Origin of the sequence: Sneathiella sp. (assembly GCF_036960985.1) — a bacterium.
Taxonomy (GTDB): domain Bacteria; phylum Pseudomonadota; class Alphaproteobacteria; order Sneathiellales; family Sneathiellaceae; genus Sneathiella.
This window is the reverse complement of record NZ_JBALWD010000003.1, coordinates 21201-43059: the sequence shown is the minus strand read 5'-3', so window position 1 is coordinate 43059 and position 21859 is coordinate 21201. Positions and strand designations below refer to the sequence as shown.

Sequence of the window (21859 nt, the reverse complement as noted above, 5' to 3'; positions counted from 1 at the left end):
TAAAAGAGGTGGCAAAAACGCCGCCTCGTGATTTTTTTTTGATTTTGCCGCTATTCCGATATCGGAGCAGATGGCTCCGCCGGAGCCGCAGGCACCGCTGGTGCTGTCTCTGTACTTGCTGGAGCGGTTGATCCCGCTGGTGCCGGCATTGTCAAAGGAGAATCCAAAATAGATGTTGGCGCAGTATGTGATCCACTGACGATGGCCAGTAAAATACTGGTGACCATAAAGGCCCCCGCCAAACCAGCCGTGGTGCGGGTCAACAGATTCGCTGCCCCCCGACTGCTCATAGCCCCGCCGCCGCCGCCGCCAATACCTAACGCACCGCCTTCAGAGCGTTGCAACAGTACGACTGCAATCAAGAATATGGCAATCAAAACATGAATCACCAAAAGTACAGTTTGCATTTTATATTCAATCCCGGACATCAGACGACCAAAGCCGTCACAAAAGAATTACGATTGCTGGGCTTCTACACCAAAGTTAATCAGATTACCAGACACAAGTTTTCATATACAGACGTTAACAATTGGCCAGAAATCCTCGGCCGTTAAACTCGCACCACCAACTAGTGCACCATCGACATTTTCCACGGCCATCAACTCAGCGGCATTGCTTCCCTTTACAGAACCGCCATACAAAATCCGAACCCGGTTTGCATCATTCATCAAACCCGTCAGATCTGACCGTATATGGGCATGGACAGTCTGCACGTCCAGTACCGTCGGCGTTTTTCCTGTTCCGATTGCCCAAACCGGTTCATAGGCAATCACCGTATTGACGGCTGTCGCGCCAAGAGGCAACGAGTTTTTAACCTGATCAGATATGACCGAGAGGGTTGTTCCCGCTTCCCGTTCAGCAAGTGTTTCGCCCACACAGACAATCGCAATCAAGCCTTCACGAAGCACCGCTTCTGCTTTGGATTTTACATCTTCATTTGTCTCGCCATGATCAGCGCGGCGCTCGGAATGGCCGACGATACAATAATGCGCGCCAGAATCCTTTAGCATCGCCACACTGATATCACCCGTATGCGCACCTTTTCCGTTTGCATGACAATCCTGCCCGCCGACCGTAACCGGACTTCCAACAGCTGCTTTTGCAAGATCGCGTAACAACGTGGCAGGTGGGCAGATCAAAACATCACATGCAGGCGCTGAAATTTTACTGGCACGAGCCGCCAAATCCTTGATCTGCAGGAGCGATTCATCTGCCAATCCGTTCATTTTCCAGTTTCCAGCGATCAGGGGACGTCTAGTTTCAGGCATATTCTTCCTCAGATGTTCATTGAAATTTGGCTATTAGTCCTAATTTAGGATCGTATGCCACTTTTTAAGCCAGAAAGATACACTTTGCAAAATTCAATGTTGCTCCGACCTGCCGGGACCCTATAATCAGCCCGCTGCGACAAACAGCTCCAATAAATAGTAATTTTGTTCATAACAATATTTGGTAACCGATAATATGCTTCATGCGATGCGCAAAGGAGCCAGTGGATGGCTCGCAAAAGGTTTGTTACTTCTTCTAGTGGCCAGTTTTGGTGTCTGGGGGATTGGCGGTGACATGCTTTCAAGCTCTGTCGGTAGCAACGTTATTGAAGTCGGAGATAAATCTATTTCCATCGGCGAGTTTCAACGGGATTATCAGCGCAATCTGAATATATTGTCGCAACGCTTCCAGACTCAATTGACCGCCGAACAAGCGCGACAATTTGGTCTGGCGCAAATGACAGTAAACCAAATCGCTTCCCGAGCGCTTATCGAAGAAAAAACCAAAAGCCTGGGCCTAAGCGCTGACGATGCGGCAATTCTAGCAATGATCCGTTCCCAACAGAATTTTCAAAATGAATTCAAACAATTTGATCGGTTCAGGTTCGAACAATTTCTACGCCAGAATGGATATAGTGAAGGCGAATATATCGAAATCGTCCGCCATGATATCGCGGGTCAGCAATTAATTAATTCCATGGCTATACCAGCCGCCGCAACTCCAAGGATCTTGGTCGATACACTATACGCATATCAAGCGGAAAAACGGTCGGCTAATTATGTTGAAATTCTAGATAGTACCATCGAATTTGCGGCCACGCCTTCAGATGATGACCTGAAAGAGTTTATTGCTAGTAACCCGGAGCGGTTTTCGGCGCCTGAATATCGCAAACTGAGCTACATCACCATGACACCTGAGAATTTCGCTGAAGAAGGTGAAATCAGCGATGCTGATTTGACTGCGGAATATGATGGACGGGTCAGCGAATTTAATGTGCCTGAACAGCGCGGCGTATCGCAAATGATTTTTGAAAATGAAGAGCAGGCAAAAACAGCGCTTACAAAAATTGACGGCGGAGCAACTTTCCAGAAAATTGCCCTTTCCGAGTTGCAATTGACGCCGGAAGATATTGATTTGGGCCTGATGACCCAGCAGGATTTGCTCCCCGAACTACAAGGTCCTGTCTTTGATTTACAAAAAGACGGAATCTCCGCGCCTGTTAAAACGGTATTGGGATGGCATTTGGTTCAAGTTACTGAAGTTGCGTCGCAGTCCGTTAAAACCAAAGAAGAAGTTCGGGAGCAGTTGAAAAAAGATATTCATTTGCGAAAAGCGTTTGATCTCATGTTTGAGGAAGCTACCAAGTTGGAAGACGAATTCGCCGGCGGTGCAACGCTTGCGGAAGCTGGGAAGACAATCGGGGTTAATGTCGTCACGACAGATTGGATTGACATTCAAGGTTTAAATAAACAGGGTCAGCCTGTTACCGGCCTTCCCGGTGGCGATGCCTTTTTAGTAGAAGCCTTTGCTAAGCCAAAAGACAGTGAACCTGAATTATCCGATAGCCAGTCAGCAGGTTTTTACGCTGTACTCGTCGACGAAATTTACGAAGCAGCCGTTAAACCATTAGCCGATGTGAAGGCTGATGCAACAAAGGGTTGGCAAGAAAACTGGCGCAACGATCAGGCGAAGAAAAAAGCCGATGACTTGCTCGTTAAAATTAACGGCGGTGCCACACTTGAAGAAATAGCCAAGCAAGAACAAGCCTCCGTAAAATATTCCGCTCCGGTTCTCAGATCCGGCCAATCATCCGAACTAGCGCCGTCTGTTCAGGCAGGACTGTTTGATTTACAGCCAGCGGCTTATGGCGTTGGTGTCAATGTCACCGGAAACGGCTATGTGATTTATGGTATTGCAGACGTCATTCCCGCGGATGCGACCGCAGATAAGGAAGCAGCAGCGCAGATGGCAACACAAGTTGGCTCCAGTGTTCGAGCGAGCATTTTGACCCAATATGAAAATTATCTGCGAAAAGAGATTGGTATTTCCGTCAAAGAAGATTTGATCCGGGAATATTTCTAAGCATGTCCATACAACCCTCCTTCGCGGAGTTTAAAGAAACCCATAGCCAAGGCGGTTCGCAAATCCTCTGGACAACTTTGGTTGCCGATTTGGAAACACCGGTTTCTGCCATGATGAAACTCGCGGAAGGCCAGCCAAATTCCTTTTTACTGGAATCTGTCGAAGGCGGTGCCGTTCGCGGACGTTACTCTATTATTGGTCTAAAACCGGATTTGATCTGGCGCTGTGATGGCACGGAAGCGCGTATTAATCGGACCGCCAGGTTCGACCCTGATGCTTTTATTGCTTGTGACATGCCTGTTTTGGAAAGCTTGCAGGCATTAATCGACGAGAGCCACATTGATCTTCCTGAAAATCTACCGCCCATGGCTGCCGGATTAGTCGGTTACATGTCCTATGATACGGTCCGCCTGATGGAAGACATTCCGGACGGTAATGACAATGAATTAGGTGTTCCTGACGGAATGTTTATTCGGCCGACTGTAATGGCAATTTTCGATTCAATCCTTGATGTTGTCACCATTGTTACTCCCGTATGGGCCAATGACGATCGATCTGCGCAGAATGCGTATAATCAGGCTGCGGAACGGCTTTCGGATGCCGTCCATGATTTCGAACGCAGCTTACCTCATATCGCCACATTGGATAGCGGCACCCTAGATTTGCCGGAACCAACATCGAACACGTCAAAAGACGAATATTTCGGTATGGTTGAGAAAGCCAAAGAATATATCCGCGCTGGCGATATCTTTCAGGTTGTCCCGTCTCAACGGTTCGAATTGCCCTTCAATTTGACATCCCTCGCCCTTTATCGCGCTCTTCGACGGACAAATCCATCACCCTTCATGTTCTATTTGAATTTTGGAACCTTTTCTGTCGTCGGATCAAGCCCGGAAATTCTCGTTCGCTTGCGTGATGGCAAAGTTACCATCCGCCCCATAGCGGGAACGCGCCCCCGCGGCGTAACCGCAGCGGAAGACACGGCGTTAGCCGAAGATTTGTTATCTGACCCTAAAGAACTGGCCGAGCATCTAATGCTGTTGGATCTAGGACGGAATGACGTTGGCCGCGTGGCTAAAATTGGCTCAGTGGTTGTCACTGAAAAAATGGAAATCGAGAATTACTCTCATGTTATGCATATAGTCTCCAATGTTGAAGGCGATATCGCAGATGGACTAACGGCCATCGATGCCTTGAAAGCTGGATTTCCAGCGGGCACGGTCTCCGGAGCTCCAAAAGTACGGGCCATGGAAATTATTGACGAACTTGAAAAGAGCCGCCGCGGGATATATGGCGGCGCCGTCGGCTATATTTCAGCAAACGGATCCATGGATACCTGTATCGCCCTACGCACGGCTGTAGTGAAGGATAATAAGGTATATATTCAAGCTGGCGGCGGCGTCGTTGCCGACAGCAATCCTGAAGCCGAGTACCAGGAAACAGTCAATAAGGCTAAGGCCCTGGTTCGTGCAGCCCAGGAAGCTGTTCGCTATGCATCGGATACAAACCGAAACCGTTAGAGGCTAACCGTTAAAGGTCAACGATGTTATGGCGCTCACCGGAAGAAATATAAAACCTTTGTCGGCTGCCAACGGAAGCCATTTTTTCAAAGCCGATATAGTTTGCTTATGGGGATGGCCAATGGCAATTGCGACGCCTTTTCGGACGGCAATTTTCTCGACTTTTTCAAGCTGCTTTAATATTGCGGCTTCCTCAATTATATTGTCGATGAAAATATCCCGTTTTGCAGACGGCATGCCCCGCTGTACCGCCAACTTATAACCGGTAGATCGTGGTGTTGTTTTGCTATCCAGGAAAAGCAGACCGCGTTGCGCCATTATATCCATGACAATTGCCATCAATCGCCCATCCGCTGTAAACCGACTACCCATGTGATTATTCACACCAACATATCCATCAAAGCTATCCAGATTTTTAATTGTCCGCCGACGAATTTCTTCATCCGACAAACCAACAAGTAAGGCATCTGGGCCAGGATCTGTATGGTTATCAGAAGGTTGCATGGGCAAATGCAGCATTACTTCATGGCCTCGCAGTCGCGCCATTTCCACTTTACTTTGTATAGCAGGAGCATAAGGCAGATAAGCAAGTGTTAGCAGTTCCGGCAAATCAACGAGATCTTGTACGCGATCCCGACTTAGCCCGACATCATCAATTATCAAGGCAATGATTGGTCTGCCGTTAGATGGTGGTGCGAGAACCGCATATTTCTTCCACGGCGGTTGATCAATATTATCTGTATTTTCAGTGGGTAATGCTAATGCGTCGCCGGTTTTGTCTGCCGGTTGAATATTGATTATCTCGGGAGTCAAAGCCGCTACTTGAACCTTTTGAATATCAGGTAACGGATAATCGTTATAAACGTAAGGGCTTTCGAATGGATAGTCGTTCGATGAATAAGGACTTTCCACCGTGGCCTCTTCAGTAACTGTAGGGCCAAAAAACGCGTTTACGGAAGAAATTTCATAACTTACCTCATAGTGGGTCAGAACTTTTCCTAGCAATATTCCACCACTGCCACTAATGACCAGCACAGCCAAGCATAAGATGATTAATCTCGGTGGGGAATCCAGCAATCGATCTGACGAGAATTTGCGACGATCCGCGGATTTTCTATTTCCCTTTTTCCGGGACTGTTTCTGCACCTTCATTTTCCCCCGACGTTGATATCTAGTTTCACAACTAGAGACGCTATAACACTATGGTTAATAAGGTATAAAGACTGCGGTTTAATTATGGCAAGCACTCTTTTCACGACTTGACCATATCGTAAAATAATAGAAACTGCTAAGATGCCGTGTAGGCATCGAATTTGCAGCTGTCTTTTTCAGTTCAATAATTAACTAAACCGTACAAGATATTGATATGATTACACTTATAGATAATTACGATAGTTTCACCTATAACCTCGTTCATTTCCTGGGAGAATTGGGGGCGGATGTAAAGGTTTATCGAAATAATGTTGTCACTGTCGAAGAAGTTATGGCTGAAAGCCCATCAGGTATTGTGCTCTCACCAGGACCTTGCGATCCTGATCGAGCCGGAATATGCCTTGATCTGGTCAAAAGGGCTGCAGTCGAAAATACCCCAGTGCTTGGCGTCTGTTTGGGACATCAAGCGATCGGACAGGTATTTGGCGGCAAAGTCGTCCGGGCTGATCAATTAATGCACGGTAAGACCTCAAAAATAAAGCATTCAGGAACAAGTGTTTTCAAAGGATTACCCGATGATTTTATCGCGACAAGGTATCATTCGCTGACCATCGATCCGTCGACAGTCCCAAATACCCTTGAAATTACGGCGACAACTTCTGACGGCGTTATTATGGGACTGAGCCATAAAGACCTGCCGCTCCATGGTGTTCAATTCCACCCGGAAAGCATTGCCTCAGAACATGGTCATGCCCTCCTCCAGAATTTTCTAAATCTTACGAAGCCGGACGCAAAGGCAGCTGCATGACCGACAATATGGCAAATTTTAAGGCGTTGGTCTCCAAGATCGCCGCCGGACAAAGCTTGAGTATTGATGAAACCCGCAAGGCATTCAGTATCATCTTGTCTGGTGACGCGACACCATCTCAAATGGGCGCCTTTCTCATGGGTCTGCATGTTCGCGGGGAAACCGTCGAAGAGCTTATCGGTGCAACCAGTATAATGCGGGAAAAAGCGATCTACCTTAAAGCACCGGAAGGCGCGGTTGATGTTGTCGGCACGGGGGGTGATGGCCACGGAACACTAAATATTTCAACCTCAGCCGCTTTTGTAACGGCTGGTGCAGGTGTTCCCGTCGCAAAACACGGAAATAAAGCAGCCTCCTCACGGTCAGGCACGGCAGATGTACAGGCTGTGCTCGGAATCAATACGGAATGCGATTTCTCTCTTACGCAACGAGCAATTGATGAGGCAGGCATTGGTTTTATGGTTGCCTACCGGCATCATGGTGCCATGCGCCATGTGGGCCCTACGCGAATTGAGTTGGGCATTCGGACAATTTTTAACCTGTTGGGAGTCATGTCAAACCCGGCCGCCGTAAAACGACAGCTGATTGGGGTCTATGATCCCCGTTGGATGCGCCCAATGGCGGAGACATTGCGGGAGTTGGGTTCCGAACATATCTGGGTCATGTATGGATCTGACGGCCTAGATGAATTAACGACCACAGGCCCCTCTCAAGTCGTTGAAATGAAAAACGGTGAAATCAGCGAATTTAAAATTACGCCGGAGCAGTTTGGGTTGAAAAGAGTGAGCCTGGACGATCTTAAAGGTGGATTGCCTGAAGAGAACGCTAAAGCCATGCTCTCGTTATTAAATGGTGACAAAGGTCCATATCGCGATGTGACTCTGCTGAACGCAGGCGCGGCGATTATGATTGGCGGAAAATGCCAAACTGTCGAAGAAGGAATTTCGCTGGCCGCAGCCTCTATCGATGAAGGTAAAGCACTTGCCGCTTTTGAAAATATGAAACGCATCACCAATGAAACTATGGCTTGATCATGAGTATTTTAGCCAAAATATGCGACGATAAACGCGAACATATCCAATCTTGCAAAAACCAGATGTCGCTGTCGGAATTGGACAAGTTGGCGAAAGCAGCCTCGCCGACGCGCGGATTTATTAGCGCCTTACGATCTCGGCGCGCGGTTGGAGATTACGGTTTGATTGCGGAAATCAAAAAAGCCTCTCCCTCGAAAGGATTAATCCGTGAAGATTTTGATCCTCCGAGCCTCGCAAAAGCATATGAGGTCGGCGGAGCAACTTGTATATCTGTCTTGACGGATCAACCGTATTTTCAAGGATGCGACGATTACCTCGTCGCCGCCCGCAATGCAACGTCCCTACCTGTCCTGCGAAAGGATTTTATGCTTGACCCGTATCAGGTTACGGAGGCAAGGGCCTTGGGCGCCGACTGCATACTTCTGATCATGGCGGCGCTCGGTGATGAACTGGCTCAAGAATTAGAGCAATGCGCTACAGAATGGGGCATGGATGTTTTAATTGAAGTTCATGACCTGGCAGAATTGGAACGAACAAGCGTATTAAAAAGTCCACTTATCGGGATAAATAACAGAAATCTGAAAACCCTGGCCGTTGATATCGCGACGACGGAAGAACTCTCCTCTAATCTTCCCGATGGATGTCTGGCTGTCAGTGAAAGCGGTTTGTATACACCGGCAGATCTCTCCCGAATGGAAAAGGTCGGATGCGGGTGCTTTCTGGTTGGTGAATCCTTGATGCGGCAACAAGACGTTGCGGCGGCTGTCCATCATTTACTCAAAAAAACATAAGGATATTAATAAGATGGGAGACTTTACTCATTTCGATGATAAAGGTGATGCCCATATGGTCGATGTGGGTAAAAAAGACATTACTGAGCGCGTTGCGAAAGCTACTGCAACCATCACCATGCAACCTGAAACTTTAAAGTTAATTCAAAACGGCAAGGCAAAAAAAGGCGACGTACTCGGAGTAGCTCGGCTAGCGGGAATTATGGCCGCCAAGAAAACCGCCGACCTCATTCCCCTCTGCCATTCCCTGGCCCTAACTCATGTAGGAATAGAATTTACGATCCATGAAACTGATAATGCCATAGAGGCTTTGGCAACCTGCAAGCTTAAGGGACGAACAGGCGTCGAAATGGAAGCGTTGACAGCAGCCAGTATTACTGTTCTGACAATTTACGATATGTGTAAAGCCGTCGATCGTGGCATGAACATATCCAATACCAAGTTATTGGAAAAAAGCGGCGGAAAATCAGGAAGTTATAGCGTATTATGATATCGGTAGATGAAGCCAGATCCCAGATCCTCAAAGAAATTTCGACCGTTGATACCGAGGTTGTTTCCCTGGACCAGGCCCTCGGCCGTGTCCTGACGGAAGATGTATTGGCGCGGCGCACTCAACCACCCTCGCATATGTCCGCGATGGATGGCTTTGCCGTTAAATCTTCGGATACGCAAACCATACCAGCAAAACTCAAAATTATTGGTGAAGCTCCCGCGGGGGGGAGCTATAACGGTATGGTTAAAGTAGGTGAAACAGTTCGCATCTTTACCGGTGGCCCTTTGCCTGAGGGAACAGACAGCATTGTTATTCAAGAGGACACCAACCTTGGTGAAGACAGCCAGCAAAATGAATACGTCGAAATACGTGAAATAACACCTGTTGGGCATTATGTCCGTCCTGCCGGCCTCGATTTCACGGAAGGAGCCGTTGGTCTGAAAGCCAACAGACGGCTTTCAGCGCGCGACATAGGGTTACTTGCCGCCATGAATGTTCCATGGGTCACAGTACGCCGCCGACCAAGGATTGCGCTGCTATCAACTGGTGACGAGCTAGTCCGCCCCGGAGAACCTGTGGGCCATAATCAAATTATTTCCTCCAACAGCTTGCTTGTTGCCGCTCTTATTCAACAAACTGGCGGCGAAGCCATCGATTTAGGCATCGCCAAGGACAATGAAGACTCCTTGCGTCAGATGGCTGCCGGTGCTCAGTCAGCTGATATGTTGGTTACGTTGGGAGGAGCCTCCGTCGGTGATCATGATTTGGTTCAGTCCGTATTGGGCAAGGAAGGCCTGTCCATCGATTTTTGGCGCATTGCCATGCGACCGGGAAAACCGCTGATGTCAGGTGATCTAAACGGAACTCCGATGTTAGGAATGCCGGGAAATCCTGTGTCCAGCATGATTTGCAGTTTTCTTTTCTTGATACCGGCGATCGATGCGCTTTTAGGCCTTCCCCCACGTCTCCCCCCGCTTTCACCCGCTATCATTAGCCATTCTGTTAAAGAAAATGATCAACGTGAGGATTATCTGAGAGCCAGAATTACTGGTGAAGACGGCGGTTTACCGATTGTTGAGTTATTTGAAAAACAAGATAGTTCCATGCTGTCGCCTCTCGCTGATGCCGACTGCCTTGTGTTAAGGTCCCCCTCCGCATCCGCGCTTACGGCGCAGTCACGTGTAATGATTATAAAACTTCGGGCTGCCTATCCGGACGTCTAAGAAAAATCCTATATTAGCGCTTGACGTGGAATGAGAACCTTTGTAGAACATTAGCTATTGTTTTCGTTTTGTTCTTTGATGGTGAAAGAGGTCATGCTTACCAATAAACAACATCAACTTCTTATGTATATCCATAAATGCCTTGAAACCAGAGGGGTATCTCCTTCGTTCGACGAAATGAAGGAAGCACTTGATTTAAAATCGAAATCAGGAATTCATCGGCTTATTACGGGATTAACGGAACGAGGATTTATTCGGCGTTTGCCCCATCGCGCCCGTGCGCTAGAAATTTTGAAATTGCCGGATGATGTTGTGCCCATGAATGCGGCGACGGCAGATACGAGCGCCTCGCCAGTCACCCTGAGCCTTATTCAAGGTGATTTTGGTAATTCCAGCAAAACTACCAAAGAACCGCTTCTAGATGTAAATGAGCCGGACGAAAACAGCATTTCACTGCCACTTTATGGCCGGATTGCTGCAGGTACTCCGATCGAAGCATTGGCGGATCCTAGCAATTTTATAAATGTTCCAGCTGGCATGGTCGGTAGCGGCAAGCATTATTGCCTTGAAGTTGCAGGTGACTCAATGGTTGATGCAGGTATACATGATGGGGATACAGTGGTTATTTGCGAAAGTAATACGGCGGAAAATGGTAAAATTGTTGTCGCTTTAATTGATGATGGAGAAGTAACCTTGAAACGACTGCGCCGTAGAGGCGGGTCTGTCGCTCTGGAAGCGGCTAATCCAGACTATGAAACGCGTATTTTTGGACCGGATCAGGTGAAGGTTCAAGGACAATTAGTCGGCCTTTTCCGGAAATATTAAAACTTCGAAAAATCTAGTAAGCAATTGAATACGCTTAGTATATATCATTTTTTTGCGAAAGAATAACGGTTTGGCACCCAAGGACGATCGCCACGAACGCCATTAACCGTTTCAATCCGGAGTGTCCCGTATTTTTCAAGCCAAATGCTATGGGAACCCTTTCTCCAAAGATCAAATTTGTCGATTATCTCCAAGGCAGCACAAGGGCGTTTAACCGGCGTCCTGCTAAGGATTATATCCACCCGACCACAATCCATCGCCAGAGCTTGTTCATTTTTCGGCAAAGCTATTACTTCTGTGCCCGATAAAAAAACGCAACCATACGGATCACAGTTAACTTTTTTCGAGGCGGTGACATTGATAATAGGTCCGAAGAGTAGTTGCCAACGCTCTGCCTCAAATTTTTCAACACGTTTCGATGACAAATACAATTTTTCATCAGATAATCGAACAGCGTATAAATTGCCTGTTTCTGAAATCAGGATATCAGGAGCCAGAGATGGTTTATAAGCAAATAGAAGCGCACAAAGAAAAGGCAAAGCTGCCCAGCGAATTGAAGTACGCCAGATCATAAACCATAGGCTGAACAAAGTGATAAGAACTAGTTTTGATGTTGAAAATGTTCCTAAATATTGAACAGAATTTGGCCAATGAGCTGTTTCATCAGCAATCCAGAGAATAAGATCAATTCCAACGCCCATCATTTCAAACGGAAATGAAATCTGAAATGGCATAGCGATAAAGGCAACAATACCCCAAGGCATGACCCAAAGCCCCATAATCGGTACGGCAAATAAATTCGCGATCAAACTATAAGCGGCAACTTGGCCAAAATGAAAAACGGCGAAAGGAGCCGTTGCTAGCCCTGCGACAAGGGACGTCAGAACAATTCCAAATACATAAGCGATAAGACGTCTGGGAAGCCCACCGCTTCGTGCAAACTGTCCTAGTTTGGGACCAATCGTTTCATATAGCGAGATAAGCGCAAAAACCGCTGCAAATGACATTTGAAAACTTGCTGTCGTCAGGCTTTCCGGAAACAGAAGGAGAATAATTAATGCCGCAAGGACAACCATGCGAAATGACAGCGCCGTCCGATCAAAAAAAATGGCCAAAAATATAGCCGAAATCATGATATAGGCCCGAATTGCGGAGACACTCATGCCGCTGATAAACAGATACCCAGTAAGACCGAGAAGAGCAATAATTGCCGCATTTTTTTTAATCTGATAGTGGAGTGCAACATAGGGCATAAGAACGAGCACGAAACGCGTAATAAAGAAAATTAACCCGCCAATCATCCCCATGTGCAAACCAGATATAGCGAGCAAATGTGCCAAACCCGAATGACGCATATTGTCGATCTGCTCATCAGGCATCGCACGTTTATCCCCTGTTGAAACGGCGGTGATAAATCCTGCCGCGACCGGAGGCGCCAACATTTTTATATTGTCGGAAATTGCTCCGCGAAGGCGCGAAGAAAGGCGACGGAAAGTTTCGATAGTTCCAGATATCTCACCAACAACCCGAATATTGCTGATGCTATACCCTACGGCCCCAATGGACTTAAAATAGGAATGTCTTTGAAAATCGAAACCGCCGGGATATGCCGGTGCCGGCGGCGGCAACAATACAACCTTCGTTTCAACTATTTGTCCGGGGTGTAGATGATCAACGGGCATCCGGGCAGTGAACCTTAAATATTTCAGCTTGGGGATATCGCTTCCAACACCAAATTCTAGTTCACCCAATAAAAGTCGGTGCGCCGAAAGACCCGATGAGATGTCTAGAATAACGCCGGACACAGTGGTCACTTTTTTCTTCTGCAAAACAGGGGCGCCAACAACATATGTCCGAATTATGCAGGCTGAAAACCCCATACTCATAGCTAATACAAAGAATAAGAAAAGACGTATTGACCTAAATCGAGAATGCCTGACAAAAGCCACGACGAGTATTGCAGCAGGAGTTGCCGAAATCCAGAAGGGTGAAGGATGCCAAGTCAAACTGAAATACAGCGCAATTCCACTGGCTAGTGCAACAGGAAACCAGAAAAACCAACGTGAACGATCGCGGTCAACCAGTGTCAAAAATTTGGACACACCGAAGTTAGCTTTAATTTTCGTAACAACCATCTGTCACGCTCTACTTGCTCTGCGGCATCACACAGAGTACAAAATGTCTAAATTTATCAATCCAAATTCTTACAAAACCATTGTAAGAATTAACTGCAAAGTGAATACTCATGGAAGTTGTAACACGATTTGCCCCCTCTCCTACTGGTTTTCTCCATATCGGCGGTGCCCGTACGGCGCTATTCAATTGGCTTTATGCCCGCCACAATAACGGCAAGTTTCTTTTGAGAATTGAAGATACCGATCGCCAACGCTCAACAGATGAAGCAATTCACGCAATTTTAGATGGCATGACCTGGCTCGGCCTGGACTGGGATGAAGATCCGATTTTTCAGTTCTCCCGACGGGATCGGCATGCGGAAGTGGCAAACGATCTTTTACGTCAGGGAAAAGCCTATCATTGCTATGCTTCTAAAGAAGAACTGACGGAAATGAGAGAAACAGCAAAAGCGGAAGGCCGCCCGCCCGTCTATGATGGCCGGTGGCGCGACAAAGCCCTCTCAGAGGCCCCTGAGGGTGTTGATCCAGTAGTTCGCTTCAGATCACCCGATACAGGCACCATAACCGTTCAGGATGCCGTTCAAGGACCGGTTACTTTTTCAAATGCACAGTTGGACGATATGATACTGCTGCGCGCGGATGGGACGCCCACTTATATGCTTTCTGTGGTTGTCGATGATTATGATATGGGCGTAACGGATATTATTCGCGGCGATGATCACCTAACTAACGCAGCGCGCCAACAGCAACTGATTGAAGCTATTGGCTGGCGAGTTCCAAAAGTCGCCCATATTCCCTTGATTCATGGACCGGACGGCGCGAAATTGTCAAAACGACACGGAGCGTTAGGCGTTGAAGCTTATCGGGATATGGGATATCTGCCAGAAGCACTCCGAAATTATCTTATAAGGTTAGGCTGGTCACACGGCGACGATGAACTCATTTCCACAGAACAGGCTATCGAGTGGTTTAATCTTGAAAACGTAGGGAAATCGGCGTCTCGATTTGATTTTACCAAACTGGAGAACCTCAATGGCATCTACATACGAGAGGCAGATAACCTATATTTAACCGCCCTAATTTTACCAGTTATCGAGCAGAAAACTGGTAAATCCGTGTCGCCAGAGGGCGAACAGTTAATAGAAAAATCCATGAACGGCTTGAAAGAACGAGCAAAATCAGTAATATCCCTCGCAGATAGCTCTCTCTTCCTTATTGCCAACCGACCTTTGGCATTAGACGACAAAGCCAGTAATTTACTGGACGATGTTGCAAAAGGTGTTCTTTCCCGGTTAGCCGACCGGTTGGAGCAACAGAGTGAGTGGACGAAAGAATCTGCAGAATCTGCTGTTCGGGCAGCGGCGGAATCAGAAGAGTTAAAATTGGGGAAAATTGCGCAGCCTTTGCGGGCGGCGTTAACGGGCACCACTGTTTCGCCCGGAATATTTGATGTTCTCGAGGTACTTGGGCGAGAAGAATCAATCGGACGAATCCGAGATGCGGTATCTATGTCATAAGCCGCGCCAGTCATGTGTCCCTTTGGACATAAACGGACTAGTCTCTTATAATGGCAAAAAGTTAAACTCTGTTTCGAGTTTTTGCAACCTGACGCGGGCAAATTGGTGCCTGCTTAATGAAGGATAGGGAATTAATGAGCAGCTCAACTGTCACTGGAAATGTAAAACTTAGCGAAGATAAACAAGATGGCGCGACGGATTTACCGTTGTTATCCGGAAGTGTTGGTCCCTCTGTCGTTGATGTTCGTAAACTCTATGCGCAAACCGGCCATTTTACCTATGATCCGGGTTTTACATCGACAGCCTCATGTGAGTCAGCCATCACTTATATCGACGGCGACGAAGGCGTTTTGATGCACCGTGGCTACAAAATCGAAGAGTTGGCAGAACACAGTGATTTCATGGAAGTCTGCTTTCTATTGCTAAAAGGTGAACTGCCCAATTCTGCTCAGAAAGATAAATTCTCCCACGACATTACGTATCATACAATGTTGCACGAACAACTGATCCAATTCTTCAAGGGTTTCCGTCGTGACGCACATCCAATGGCTATTATGGTGGGTGTCGTAGGTGCACTTTCAGCTTTCTATCATGACAGCACAGATATAAACGATCCAAAACAACGGATGATCGCCAGCTACCGTCTAATCGCCAAAATGCCGACGATTGCCGCCATGGCGTATAAATATTCGGTTGGACAACCGTTCATCTACCCGAGCAATGATTTGTCCTATGCCGAGAACTTTCTGCATATGACGTTCAGTGTTCCAGCCGAGCAATATAAAATGTCGCCAACGGTTTCCCGTGCCATGGATCGCATTTTTATTCTACATGCTGACCATGAACAGAATGCATCCACGTCAACAGTTCGTCTGGCGGGCTCATCGGGAGCTAATCCTTTCGCATGTATTGCCGCGGGAATTGCCTGCCTTTGGGGCCCTGCCCATGGCGGCGCTAATGAGGCGGTTCTGGCGATGCTAAACGAAATTGGTACCGTCGATCGGGTCCAAGAGTATATAGCAAAAGCCAAGGACAAAAACGATCCTTTCCGGTTAATGGGTTTCGGCCATCGGGTATATAAGAACTACGACCCTCGGGCGAAAGTCATGCAACAAACATGTCACGAAGTTTTGGACGAACTGGGCATTCGCGACGAACCCATGCTCAAGCTGGCCATAGAACTTGAACGCATTGCGCTCGAAGACCCATATTTTGTTGAAAAGAAATTGTTCCCAAATGTCGATTTTTACTCCGGCATCATATTGCAGGCCTTAGGTTTTCCAACAAGTATGTTTACCGTTCTATTTGCACTTGCACGGACAGTTGGCTGGGTCGCTCAATGGAATGAAATGATGGAAGATCCATCACAAAAAATTGGCCGCCCGCGTCAGCTTTATACAGGGTACGATGAGCGGCCTTATGTTGATTTGAATAAGCGATAGTATTGTGGCATTCCGCTCCAACATAAATATCAAAACGCCCCCTTCGGTTCGTTCCGAAGGGGTCGCAAAACCAACAAAATTATATCTGCGCGCGGCGAACGATAACGGTGCGCCATTCGCGTTTCGTATGAAAAAAGCTTTCGTCTATGTTTTGCCGTTGGCCGGCATACTTTTTTTCGCGGGCGCATGGTACGTAGGTTAAACTAGCGCTCTACTAGTTCAATCATGTAACCATCTGGGTCTTTAATGAAAGCAATGACCGATTTTCCGTGTTTCATGGGACCGGCCGGCCTTGGAATTTCAACGCCTTGTGCTTCAAGTTTTTCGCAGATTCCATAAATATCTTGTACACCTAACGCCAGATGTCCAAAACCGTTTCCCAGATCATAGGGTTCAGCTTGATCCCAGTTATGTGTTAGTTCAACAACCGTTGTATCTTTTTCATCTCCATAACCAACAAAGGCCAACGTAAATTTACCGCCTGGAAAATCTGTTTTACGTAGAAGTTTCATTTCCAAATTCTCCACATAAAACTTGATAGATTTATCTAGATTTTTTACACGAATCATCGTGTGTAACATTCTGAAATTACTAGTATTTTTTTCGTTCATTTTAGTCTTTCTCAGTGAGAAGTTTCACTATTACGTTTGCTGCACGCACCCCGGGGGCTTGACCGCCCTGCCCTAATAATAACATGGCCTCTTGAAACTGATCAATCTGGGCTTTTCTTTTTTGTTCAGACCGGAAAAGTTCAGTCAATGACCGGTGCAAATTTTCGACCGTACAGAATTCCAGAATATGTTCGGGCACGACATCTCTCTTCAAAAGAATGTTGACCAAATTTACATGTCTAATTTTGATCATCCGCCGCGCAAACCAAGACGTTAACGGGTTCATTTTGTACCCAATCACATTTGGTAAGCCGGCAAGTGCGAGTTCCAATCCCACTGTGCCAGAAGCCGCAAGTGCAACATCAGCTGCCGCCATGGCATCATATTTTTCTGCCGCACCGTCAATGATGATGCTTTTGAAAGGCCAGGACCGCAGGGCATCGCTGACAATTTTGCCGGTGGGACCAATTACTGGGGCAACTACGGTGAAGTTTCCAACGTCAGCTTTCACTCGTTTCAACGCTTCCTCGAATATGGGTAAATGCCGGGCCACTTCTCCGCGACGACTACCTGCCAAAAGTAAGAGAATTTTTTCGTCCTGCGGGATCTGGTAAGCCGCTTTGAAAGCAGCCGCATCGCCGTTGTCCGCGCCGGTTTCCACAACAGAATGTCCGACAAATGTCGAGGGTAAGCCAACGGCTGTAAAATAGAGGGGCTCGAATGGCAAAACAGTAAGGAGGTGGTCGTACAGTGCAGCGATCTTTTTCGCTCTCCCCGGCCGCCACACCCAAACAGAGGGAGCCACATAGTGCACTTTAGGGATAACGGATCCGTTTAGTTTTTTGGCCACCCGAAAACTAAAATCCGGCGCATCAATGGAAATAAAGATATCAGATTTCGTCTCTGATACGTTTTTGGCTGTTTCGGAAATACGGCTCAGAATAAGCCGAAGCCTTGGAAGAACTTCGAATAATCCCATGACGGTCAATTCTTCCATAGGAAATAGAGAACACATACCTTCTGCGCACATTAAAGGGCCGCCCACACCAAAAAATTCTACTTGATCAGGCAGTTTTATCTTCAGGCCTTGCATAAGCTTGACGCCCAGGGCATCGCCAGATGGTTCTCCGGCGGTTAGAAATATTCTATATTTCCTTTTTCCATCCATCAGACTTTAAAACTGTCGCTTACACCGAGAACAAATATTCCTCCCTCATCCGCACGCCGAATGATCTCTGCCTTATCCAGAACAAGTGTTAGGCCTGCTTCTACAGCAATACCCCGTAAATTTCCGTCAATGGCTTCAGTGACCGTTTCAGGGCCGATTGTCGGCATGTCTGCTTGAAGATCTTGTCCCGGTTTAGAAAGCTTAATGAGAACACCGGCCGGGTTATCCCAGGAAAAGGTTTTAACGCGTTGCAATAGCCCATCTGTTCCTTCAGCGGCTTCCACTGCTAGGACATAGCCATCCCGAACAATTGCCGCCTGTCCAATATCCAGTTCTCCTATCGCCTTAACGATCCGGATACCTTCTTTGATGTCCTTGCGGTCTTGTTCTGAGGGACTGACTGATCCCAATTGCTCTTTACTTATGGACATACTGCCGGTTAGCTCGTGAGCGCCAACAATCTCAAACCCCTTGTTCTTGATAAAAGTCGTAATGGCGGTCATCAATCCGTCATCCCCTTTGCTTAACGTTCCACTTATTTTCGCGAGAAGCTTTATGCCTTCGAAATCAGGGACCAGCTTTTTAAAATCGGGTCGATTAACAGGTCCCGCCAACGTTATGTGGGTACATTTTTCCGCAGCAAGAGTTTTTAAAAATTGCCCAACTTTGGCAATTCTAACGACTTTGTAGGGGAAGTCAGCATAGTGATCTGGATCTGCTTCCCCTTCAATCAGGAGTAAAAAAGGCATCTCGCCGTCTGCACGTAAAGACCGCGCCAAAGCAATAGGTAAATTTCCTCGCCCAGCAATAATGCCGACGCGACGTGCCAGGGTTTTAGTTTGTTTGGCAGAATCCACGTTTTGATTCTTCATTTAAAAATTTGTGAACAATTTGAACAGAAGCTGAATTTGGAAATTTCTCTGATAACTCACTGGCTCGATCAGAGAAGGTTCCCTCATCCGAGAATAAATATTTATAAGCACTGCGCAAAATATGAATGTCTTCGCGTTCAATCCCGCGCCTTTTCATACCCGTCAAATTCAGCCCATTAATATTTGCCCGATTGCCTGTCGCAGAGCCGAATGGAATTACATCCGTTTCAATTCCCGATGCGCCTCCTATCATCGCGTGTTCACCAATGCGAACGAATTGGTGAACAGCAGACAGACCGCCAATGATAACGTAGTTTCCAATTTCAACATGGCCACCCAACGTGGCGTTATTAACCAGGATAACGTCATTCCCAATGAGACAATCATGGGCCACATGAGCGCCAATCATTAATAAACAATTGTCTCCGATACGCGTCAACATTCCACCACTTGTTGTCCCGGGATTGACTGTCACATGTTCGCGAATCGTGCAATTCTTGCCGATTACCAATTCGGAATTCTCACCCTGGTATTTCAAATCTTGAGGGGCATGACCGATTGAAGCAAAAGGAAATATGGTTGTTCCACTACCAATTGACGTATTGCCGGACACAGCAACATGTGATTTAAGGATTACGCCGGCTGCAAGAGTTACATCTCTCCCTACCACACAAAAAGGGCCAACCGTCGCTTCGGGATGAACAACAGCGCCATCTTCGATGATCGACGTCTCATGTATCATGGTCATAAAACACCTTGCTACCTGCAAATTTTACTAAGGATATTATATACTATAGCTAACAAGGAACGTTTGATTGCTCAAATCAAGCTATGTTACAGCGAGTTACCGGGATTAATCGACAATCATTGCCGAGAAATCGGCTTCCGCGACTTTTTTATCATCCACCAATACGACGCCTGAAAACCGCCAGACAGGTCCTCGTTGCTGCATTATTTCAACATTTACATGCATGGTATCGCCGGGTACCACGGGTTTGCGAAATTTTGCGTTATCAATGGACATAAACAAAACATGTTTACCCTTGGACTCCGCACCAAGTGTTTTTATAACCAGTACCCCTGCCGTCTGTGCCATTGATTCAACTATCATGACACCGGGCATAATCGGTCGGCCCGGAAAATGCCCCTGAAACTGCGGCTCGTTCATAGTGACGTTTTTTACGCCAGTCGCTGATTTTCCAGGAATGATGTTTATTAGCCTGTCCACCAGCAACAAAGGATACCTGTGCGGAATCATTTCCAAAATGTCTTGGATATCGAGGGTTTCAACCAGATCGGCCCGTGGTTTATCAGTCATTTCTTCGACCCTTTACCTTTGGATAATCTATTTAATGTTGCCAGTTGGCGGAAGAATTGCTTTATTGGCCGCGCTGGAAAACCAGCATATACTTCGCCCGCGGGAACATCTGTTGTTACACCGGCGCGGGCAGATATTTTGGCGCCGGTTCCGACGGTCGCATGACCTGCCATTCCCGCCTGCCCCCCAAAAACTACATAGTCGCCAATTTTAGAACTTCCTGCGATACCAACTTGCGCCACAATAATACAGCCTTTTCCGATGACTACATTATGTCCGATTTGGACGAGATTATCGATCCAAGTGTTGTCGCCAATCATCGTATCCGGGCCTGCTCCTCGGTCGATTGTAGAATTAGCCCCAATTTCAACATTGGAACCAATAATTACCCGGCCCAACTGCGGTACCTTAACATGTCCAACAGCATCCGGTGCGAACCCGAAACCATCCTGTCCGATTTTTACGCCATTATAGATGGAAACATTGTTTCCCAAAAAGCAATGGCTTAACACAGCGCTTGTTCCAAGACGGCAATTGGTACCCAATTTTATGTTTTTTCCTAGGTGGCATAGTGGTCCAATTATGCAATTATTTCCGATTTCAACGTTATCTTCGATAATAGTATACGGTCCGACAGAGACATGTGGGCCCAGTTTGGCGGACGGCGAAATAATAGCTGTTGAATCAATAACTCCTGATCCCGGGACAGGTGGGTAAAACTTGGCGGCAATATGCGCATATGCTTTATACGGATCCGGCGAAATCAATAAAGACAAGCCTTTTGGGTGGTTACCCCGTGCTTTTTCCGGTGCCACGCACGCAGTCGCTTTAGTTTCTAAAAATGCTTGTCCATACTTAGGATTACTTAGAAACGTCAAATCTCCCTCACCAGCTAAATCAAGAGGCTTTACGTCCGAAATTATCGTATTCGGATCCGCCTCAGAATCTAATTTGACACCAGGTAAGGTAGCAATTTCCCCTAAAGAAAAAGGACCTTCTGACGAAAAAAACACTGAATCTGGCATTAGCTTTTCTTCAATGGCGGCAATTTAACAACCACTTTGCTCAGTTTCCCGTTAAGTTCTTTAATAACTTGGGGCGTAAGATCTAATGATTGATCCGCAAACAATATTTCGTTCTGATCAAAAACGACAGTCGCGCCATAATTACTCATTATCACATGCGTAAGCGGGATCATGCTTTCTCGAACTTCAGTTAATGCCATCGCTCGGGCTTGCTGTAAACGCCGGGATTTTTCTTCAATTTCACGGCGGAATCCTTTGGCCTTCAGATTAAATTCTTTTTGTTTTTGCGCATAAATTTGGGGGGTAACAAGAACTTTCTGGCGTTCTATTTGTTCTTTTTCGCTCTTTAATTTAAGCTCCCTATCTCTGAACTCAATTTTTATTTTTTCTTCGAGAGATTTAACCTGAGTATCAATATCCTGAACGACAGACAAATTCTGCATTATAAGTCTAATATCAATAACGCCGATAACGTCATTGCGCACTGTCTGGCTGTTTGCATATTGTACTGAAAATACAAACATTGCGGTACAGAGAAGAAACAATCGAACCGTTTTTGTTTTCGTCATATGAT

General features: G+C 46.7%; 21 protein-coding genes. 10 read left to right on the top strand and 11 right to left on the bottom strand.

The features are described from left to right. Window positions 1-50: 50 nt before the first annotated feature. Entirely contained in the window at window positions 51-407 is a 357-nt protein-coding gene (secG, locus tag V7723_RS02330; RefSeq protein WP_335682808.1) for a preprotein translocase subunit SecG, read from the bottom strand. Between the two features lie 102 nt (window positions 408-509). Next, window positions 510-1268: a triose-phosphate isomerase gene (gene tpiA / locus V7723_RS02325; RefSeq protein ID WP_335682807.1), complete on the bottom strand. Its 759-nt coding sequence runs from the start codon at window positions 1266-1268 to the stop codon at window positions 510-512. A gap of 196 nt (window positions 1269-1464) precedes the next feature. On the opposite strand from tpiA, the gene V7723_RS02320 reads away from it, so the two are divergent. Next, window positions 1465-3351, top strand: a complete 1887-nt coding sequence (locus V7723_RS02320) for a SurA N-terminal domain-containing protein (RefSeq protein ID WP_335682806.1) — start codon at window positions 1465-1467, stop codon at window positions 3349-3351. A 2-nt stretch (window positions 3352-3353) separates the two neighbouring features. Then, complete coding sequence (trpE, locus tag V7723_RS02315; RefSeq protein ID WP_335682805.1) at window positions 3354-4871, top strand: anthranilate synthase component I; 1518 nt, start codon at window positions 3354-3356, stop codon at window positions 4869-4871. Window positions 4872-4874: 3 nt separating this feature from the next. Here trpE and V7723_RS02310 read toward each other — a convergent pair whose 3' ends face one another. Beyond that, on the bottom strand, window positions 4875-6017 hold the full coding sequence (locus V7723_RS02310) for a divergent polysaccharide deacetylase family protein (protein ID WP_335682804.1): 1143 nt from the start codon (window positions 6015-6017) through the stop codon (window positions 4875-4877). A gap of 220 nt (window positions 6018-6237) precedes the next feature. Between V7723_RS02310 and V7723_RS02305 the strand changes: the two genes are divergently transcribed. The 6 genes from V7723_RS02305 (at window position 6238) to lexA (ending at window position 11197) form a co-directional block, all read left to right on the top strand. Further along, entirely contained in the window at window positions 6238-6831 is a 594-nt protein-coding gene (locus V7723_RS02305; RefSeq protein ID WP_335682803.1) for an anthranilate synthase component II, read from the top strand. A gap of 8 nt (window positions 6832-6839) precedes the next feature. After that, window positions 6840-7862, top strand: a complete 1023-nt coding sequence (trpD, locus tag V7723_RS02300) for an anthranilate phosphoribosyltransferase (protein WP_443024166.1) — start codon at window positions 6840-6842, stop codon at window positions 7860-7862. Next, window positions 7862-8656 (top strand): indole-3-glycerol phosphate synthase TrpC, encoded by a 795-nt coding sequence (gene trpC, locus V7723_RS02295; protein WP_443024165.1) that lies wholly within the window; start codon window positions 7862-7864, stop codon window positions 8654-8656. Before trpD ends, trpC begins: the two co-directional genes overlap by 1 nt. A gap of 13 nt (window positions 8657-8669) precedes the next feature. Beyond that, a complete protein-coding gene (gene moaC / locus V7723_RS02290; protein ID WP_335682800.1) occupies window positions 8670-9146 on the top strand; it encodes a cyclic pyranopterin monophosphate synthase MoaC in 477 nt (158 codons plus the stop codon). Further along, window positions 9143-10372, top strand: a complete 1230-nt coding sequence (locus tag V7723_RS02285) for a molybdopterin molybdotransferase MoeA (RefSeq protein ID WP_335682799.1) — start codon at window positions 9143-9145, stop codon at window positions 10370-10372. Before moaC ends, V7723_RS02285 begins: the two co-directional genes overlap by 4 nt. A 93-nt stretch (window positions 10373-10465) precedes the next feature. Then, a complete protein-coding gene (gene lexA / locus V7723_RS02280; protein WP_335682798.1) occupies window positions 10466-11197 on the top strand; it encodes a transcriptional repressor LexA in 732 nt (243 codons plus the stop codon). A gap of 44 nt (window positions 11198-11241) precedes the next feature. Here lexA and V7723_RS02275 read toward each other — a convergent pair whose 3' ends face one another. After that, window positions 11242-13332 (bottom strand): ComEC/Rec2 family competence protein, encoded by a 2091-nt coding sequence (locus tag V7723_RS02275; protein ID WP_335682797.1) that lies wholly within the window; start codon window positions 13330-13332, stop codon window positions 11242-11244. A 110-nt stretch (window positions 13333-13442) separates the two neighbouring features. Between V7723_RS02275 and gltX the strand changes: the two genes are divergently transcribed. Continuing rightward, window positions 13443-14849, top strand: coding sequence for a glutamate--tRNA ligase (gltX, locus tag V7723_RS02270; protein ID WP_335682796.1), 1407 nt, complete (start codon window positions 13443-13445; stop codon window positions 14847-14849). A 134-nt stretch (window positions 14850-14983) separates the two neighbouring features. Then, the gene (gene gltA, locus V7723_RS02265) at window positions 14984-16291 is read left to right on the top strand and encodes a citrate synthase (protein WP_335682795.1); all 1308 of its coding nucleotides are present in this window, start codon (window positions 14984-14986) and stop codon (window positions 16289-16291) included. 203 nt (window positions 16292-16494) lie between these two features. Here the strand turns inward: gltA and gloA are convergent, their stop codons facing one another. The 7 genes from gloA to V7723_RS02230 form a co-directional block, all read right to left on the bottom strand. Next, entirely contained in the window at window positions 16495-16902 is a 408-nt protein-coding gene (gene gloA, locus V7723_RS02260) for a lactoylglutathione lyase (protein WP_335682794.1), read from the bottom strand. A 1-nt stretch (window position 16903) separates the two neighbouring features. Further along, entirely contained in the window at window positions 16904-18070 is a 1167-nt protein-coding gene (gene lpxB / locus V7723_RS02255; RefSeq protein WP_335682793.1) for a lipid-A-disaccharide synthase, read from the bottom strand. Next, a complete protein-coding gene (locus V7723_RS02250) occupies window positions 18070-18927 on the bottom strand; it encodes an LpxI family protein (RefSeq protein ID WP_335682792.1) in 858 nt (285 codons plus the stop codon). The genes lpxB and V7723_RS02250 overlap by 1 nt, the downstream gene beginning before the upstream one ends. Then, window positions 18905-19690 carry an acyl-ACP--UDP-N-acetylglucosamine O-acyltransferase gene (gene lpxA, locus V7723_RS02245; RefSeq protein ID WP_335682791.1) on the bottom strand — a complete coding sequence of 262 codons (786 nt, stop codon included), beginning with the start codon at window positions 19688-19690 and terminating at the stop codon, window positions 18905-18907. Before lpxA ends, V7723_RS02250 begins: the two co-directional genes overlap by 23 nt. A gap of 105 nt (window positions 19691-19795) precedes the next feature. Then, entirely contained in the window at window positions 19796-20260 is a 465-nt protein-coding gene (fabZ, locus tag V7723_RS02240; RefSeq protein ID WP_335682790.1) for a 3-hydroxyacyl-ACP dehydratase FabZ, read from the bottom strand. Continuing rightward, on the bottom strand, window positions 20257-21285 hold the full coding sequence (gene lpxD / locus V7723_RS02235) for a UDP-3-O-(3-hydroxymyristoyl)glucosamine N-acyltransferase (protein ID WP_335682789.1): 1029 nt from the start codon (window positions 21283-21285) through the stop codon (window positions 20257-20259). Before lpxD ends, fabZ begins: the two co-directional genes overlap by 4 nt. Then, window positions 21285-21854 (bottom strand): OmpH family outer membrane protein, encoded by a 570-nt coding sequence (locus V7723_RS02230; protein ID WP_335682788.1) that lies wholly within the window; start codon window positions 21852-21854, stop codon window positions 21285-21287. Before V7723_RS02230 ends, lpxD begins: the two co-directional genes overlap by 1 nt. Between the last annotated feature and the right edge of the window lie 5 nt (window positions 21855-21859).

Bases quoted from the DNA above. Each gene is read 5' to 3' on its own strand.
- gloA (WP_335682794.1), bottom strand. From the start codon at position 16,902: ATGAACGAAAAAAATACTAGTAATTTCAGAATGTTACACACGATGATT.
- lpxB (WP_335682793.1), bottom strand. From the start codon at position 18,070: ATGGATGGAAAAAGGAAATATAGAATATTTCTAACCGCCGGAGAACCA.
- V7723_RS02230 (WP_335682788.1), bottom strand. From the start codon at position 21,854: ATGACGAAAACAAAAACGGTTCGATTGTTTCTTCTCTGTACCGCAATG.
- moaC (WP_335682800.1), top strand. From the start codon at position 8,670: ATGGGAGACTTTACTCATTTCGATGATAAAGGTGATGCCCATATGGTC.
- lpxD (WP_335682789.1), bottom strand. From the start codon at position 21,285: ATGCCAGATTCAGTGTTTTTTTCGTCAGAAGGTCCTTTTTCTTTAGGG.
- fabZ (WP_335682790.1), bottom strand. From the start codon at position 20,260: ATGACTGATAAACCACGGGCCGATCTGGTTGAAACCCTCGATATCCAA.
- lpxA (WP_335682791.1), bottom strand. From the start codon at position 19,690: ATGACCATGATACATGAGACGTCGATCATCGAAGATGGCGCTGTTGTT.
- tpiA (WP_335682807.1), bottom strand. From the start codon at position 1,268: ATGCCTGAAACTAGACGTCCCCTGATCGCTGGAAACTGGAAAATGAAC.
- gltX (WP_335682796.1), top strand. From the start codon at position 13,443: ATGGAAGTTGTAACACGATTTGCCCCCTCTCCTACTGGTTTTCTCCAT.
- V7723_RS02305 (WP_335682803.1), top strand. From the start codon at position 6,238: ATGATTACACTTATAGATAATTACGATAGTTTCACCTATAACCTCGTT.
- V7723_RS02275 (WP_335682797.1), bottom strand. From the start codon at position 13,332: ATGGTTGTTACGAAAATTAAAGCTAACTTCGGTGTGTCCAAATTTTTG.
- V7723_RS02320 (WP_335682806.1), top strand. From the start codon at position 1,465: ATGCTTCATGCGATGCGCAAAGGAGCCAGTGGATGGCTCGCAAAAGGT.
- lexA (WP_335682798.1), top strand. From the start codon at position 10,466: ATGCTTACCAATAAACAACATCAACTTCTTATGTATATCCATAAATGC.
- trpD (WP_443024166.1), top strand. From the start codon at position 6,840: ATGGCAAATTTTAAGGCGTTGGTCTCCAAGATCGCCGCCGGACAAAGC.
- gltA (WP_335682795.1), top strand. From the start codon at position 14,984: ATGAGCAGCTCAACTGTCACTGGAAATGTAAAACTTAGCGAAGATAAA.
- V7723_RS02285 (WP_335682799.1), top strand. From the start codon at position 9,143: ATGATATCGGTAGATGAAGCCAGATCCCAGATCCTCAAAGAAATTTCG.
- secG (WP_335682808.1), bottom strand. From the start codon at position 407: ATGCAAACTGTACTTTTGGTGATTCATGTTTTGATTGCCATATTCTTG.
- trpE (WP_335682805.1), top strand. From the start codon at position 3,354: ATGTCCATACAACCCTCCTTCGCGGAGTTTAAAGAAACCCATAGCCAA.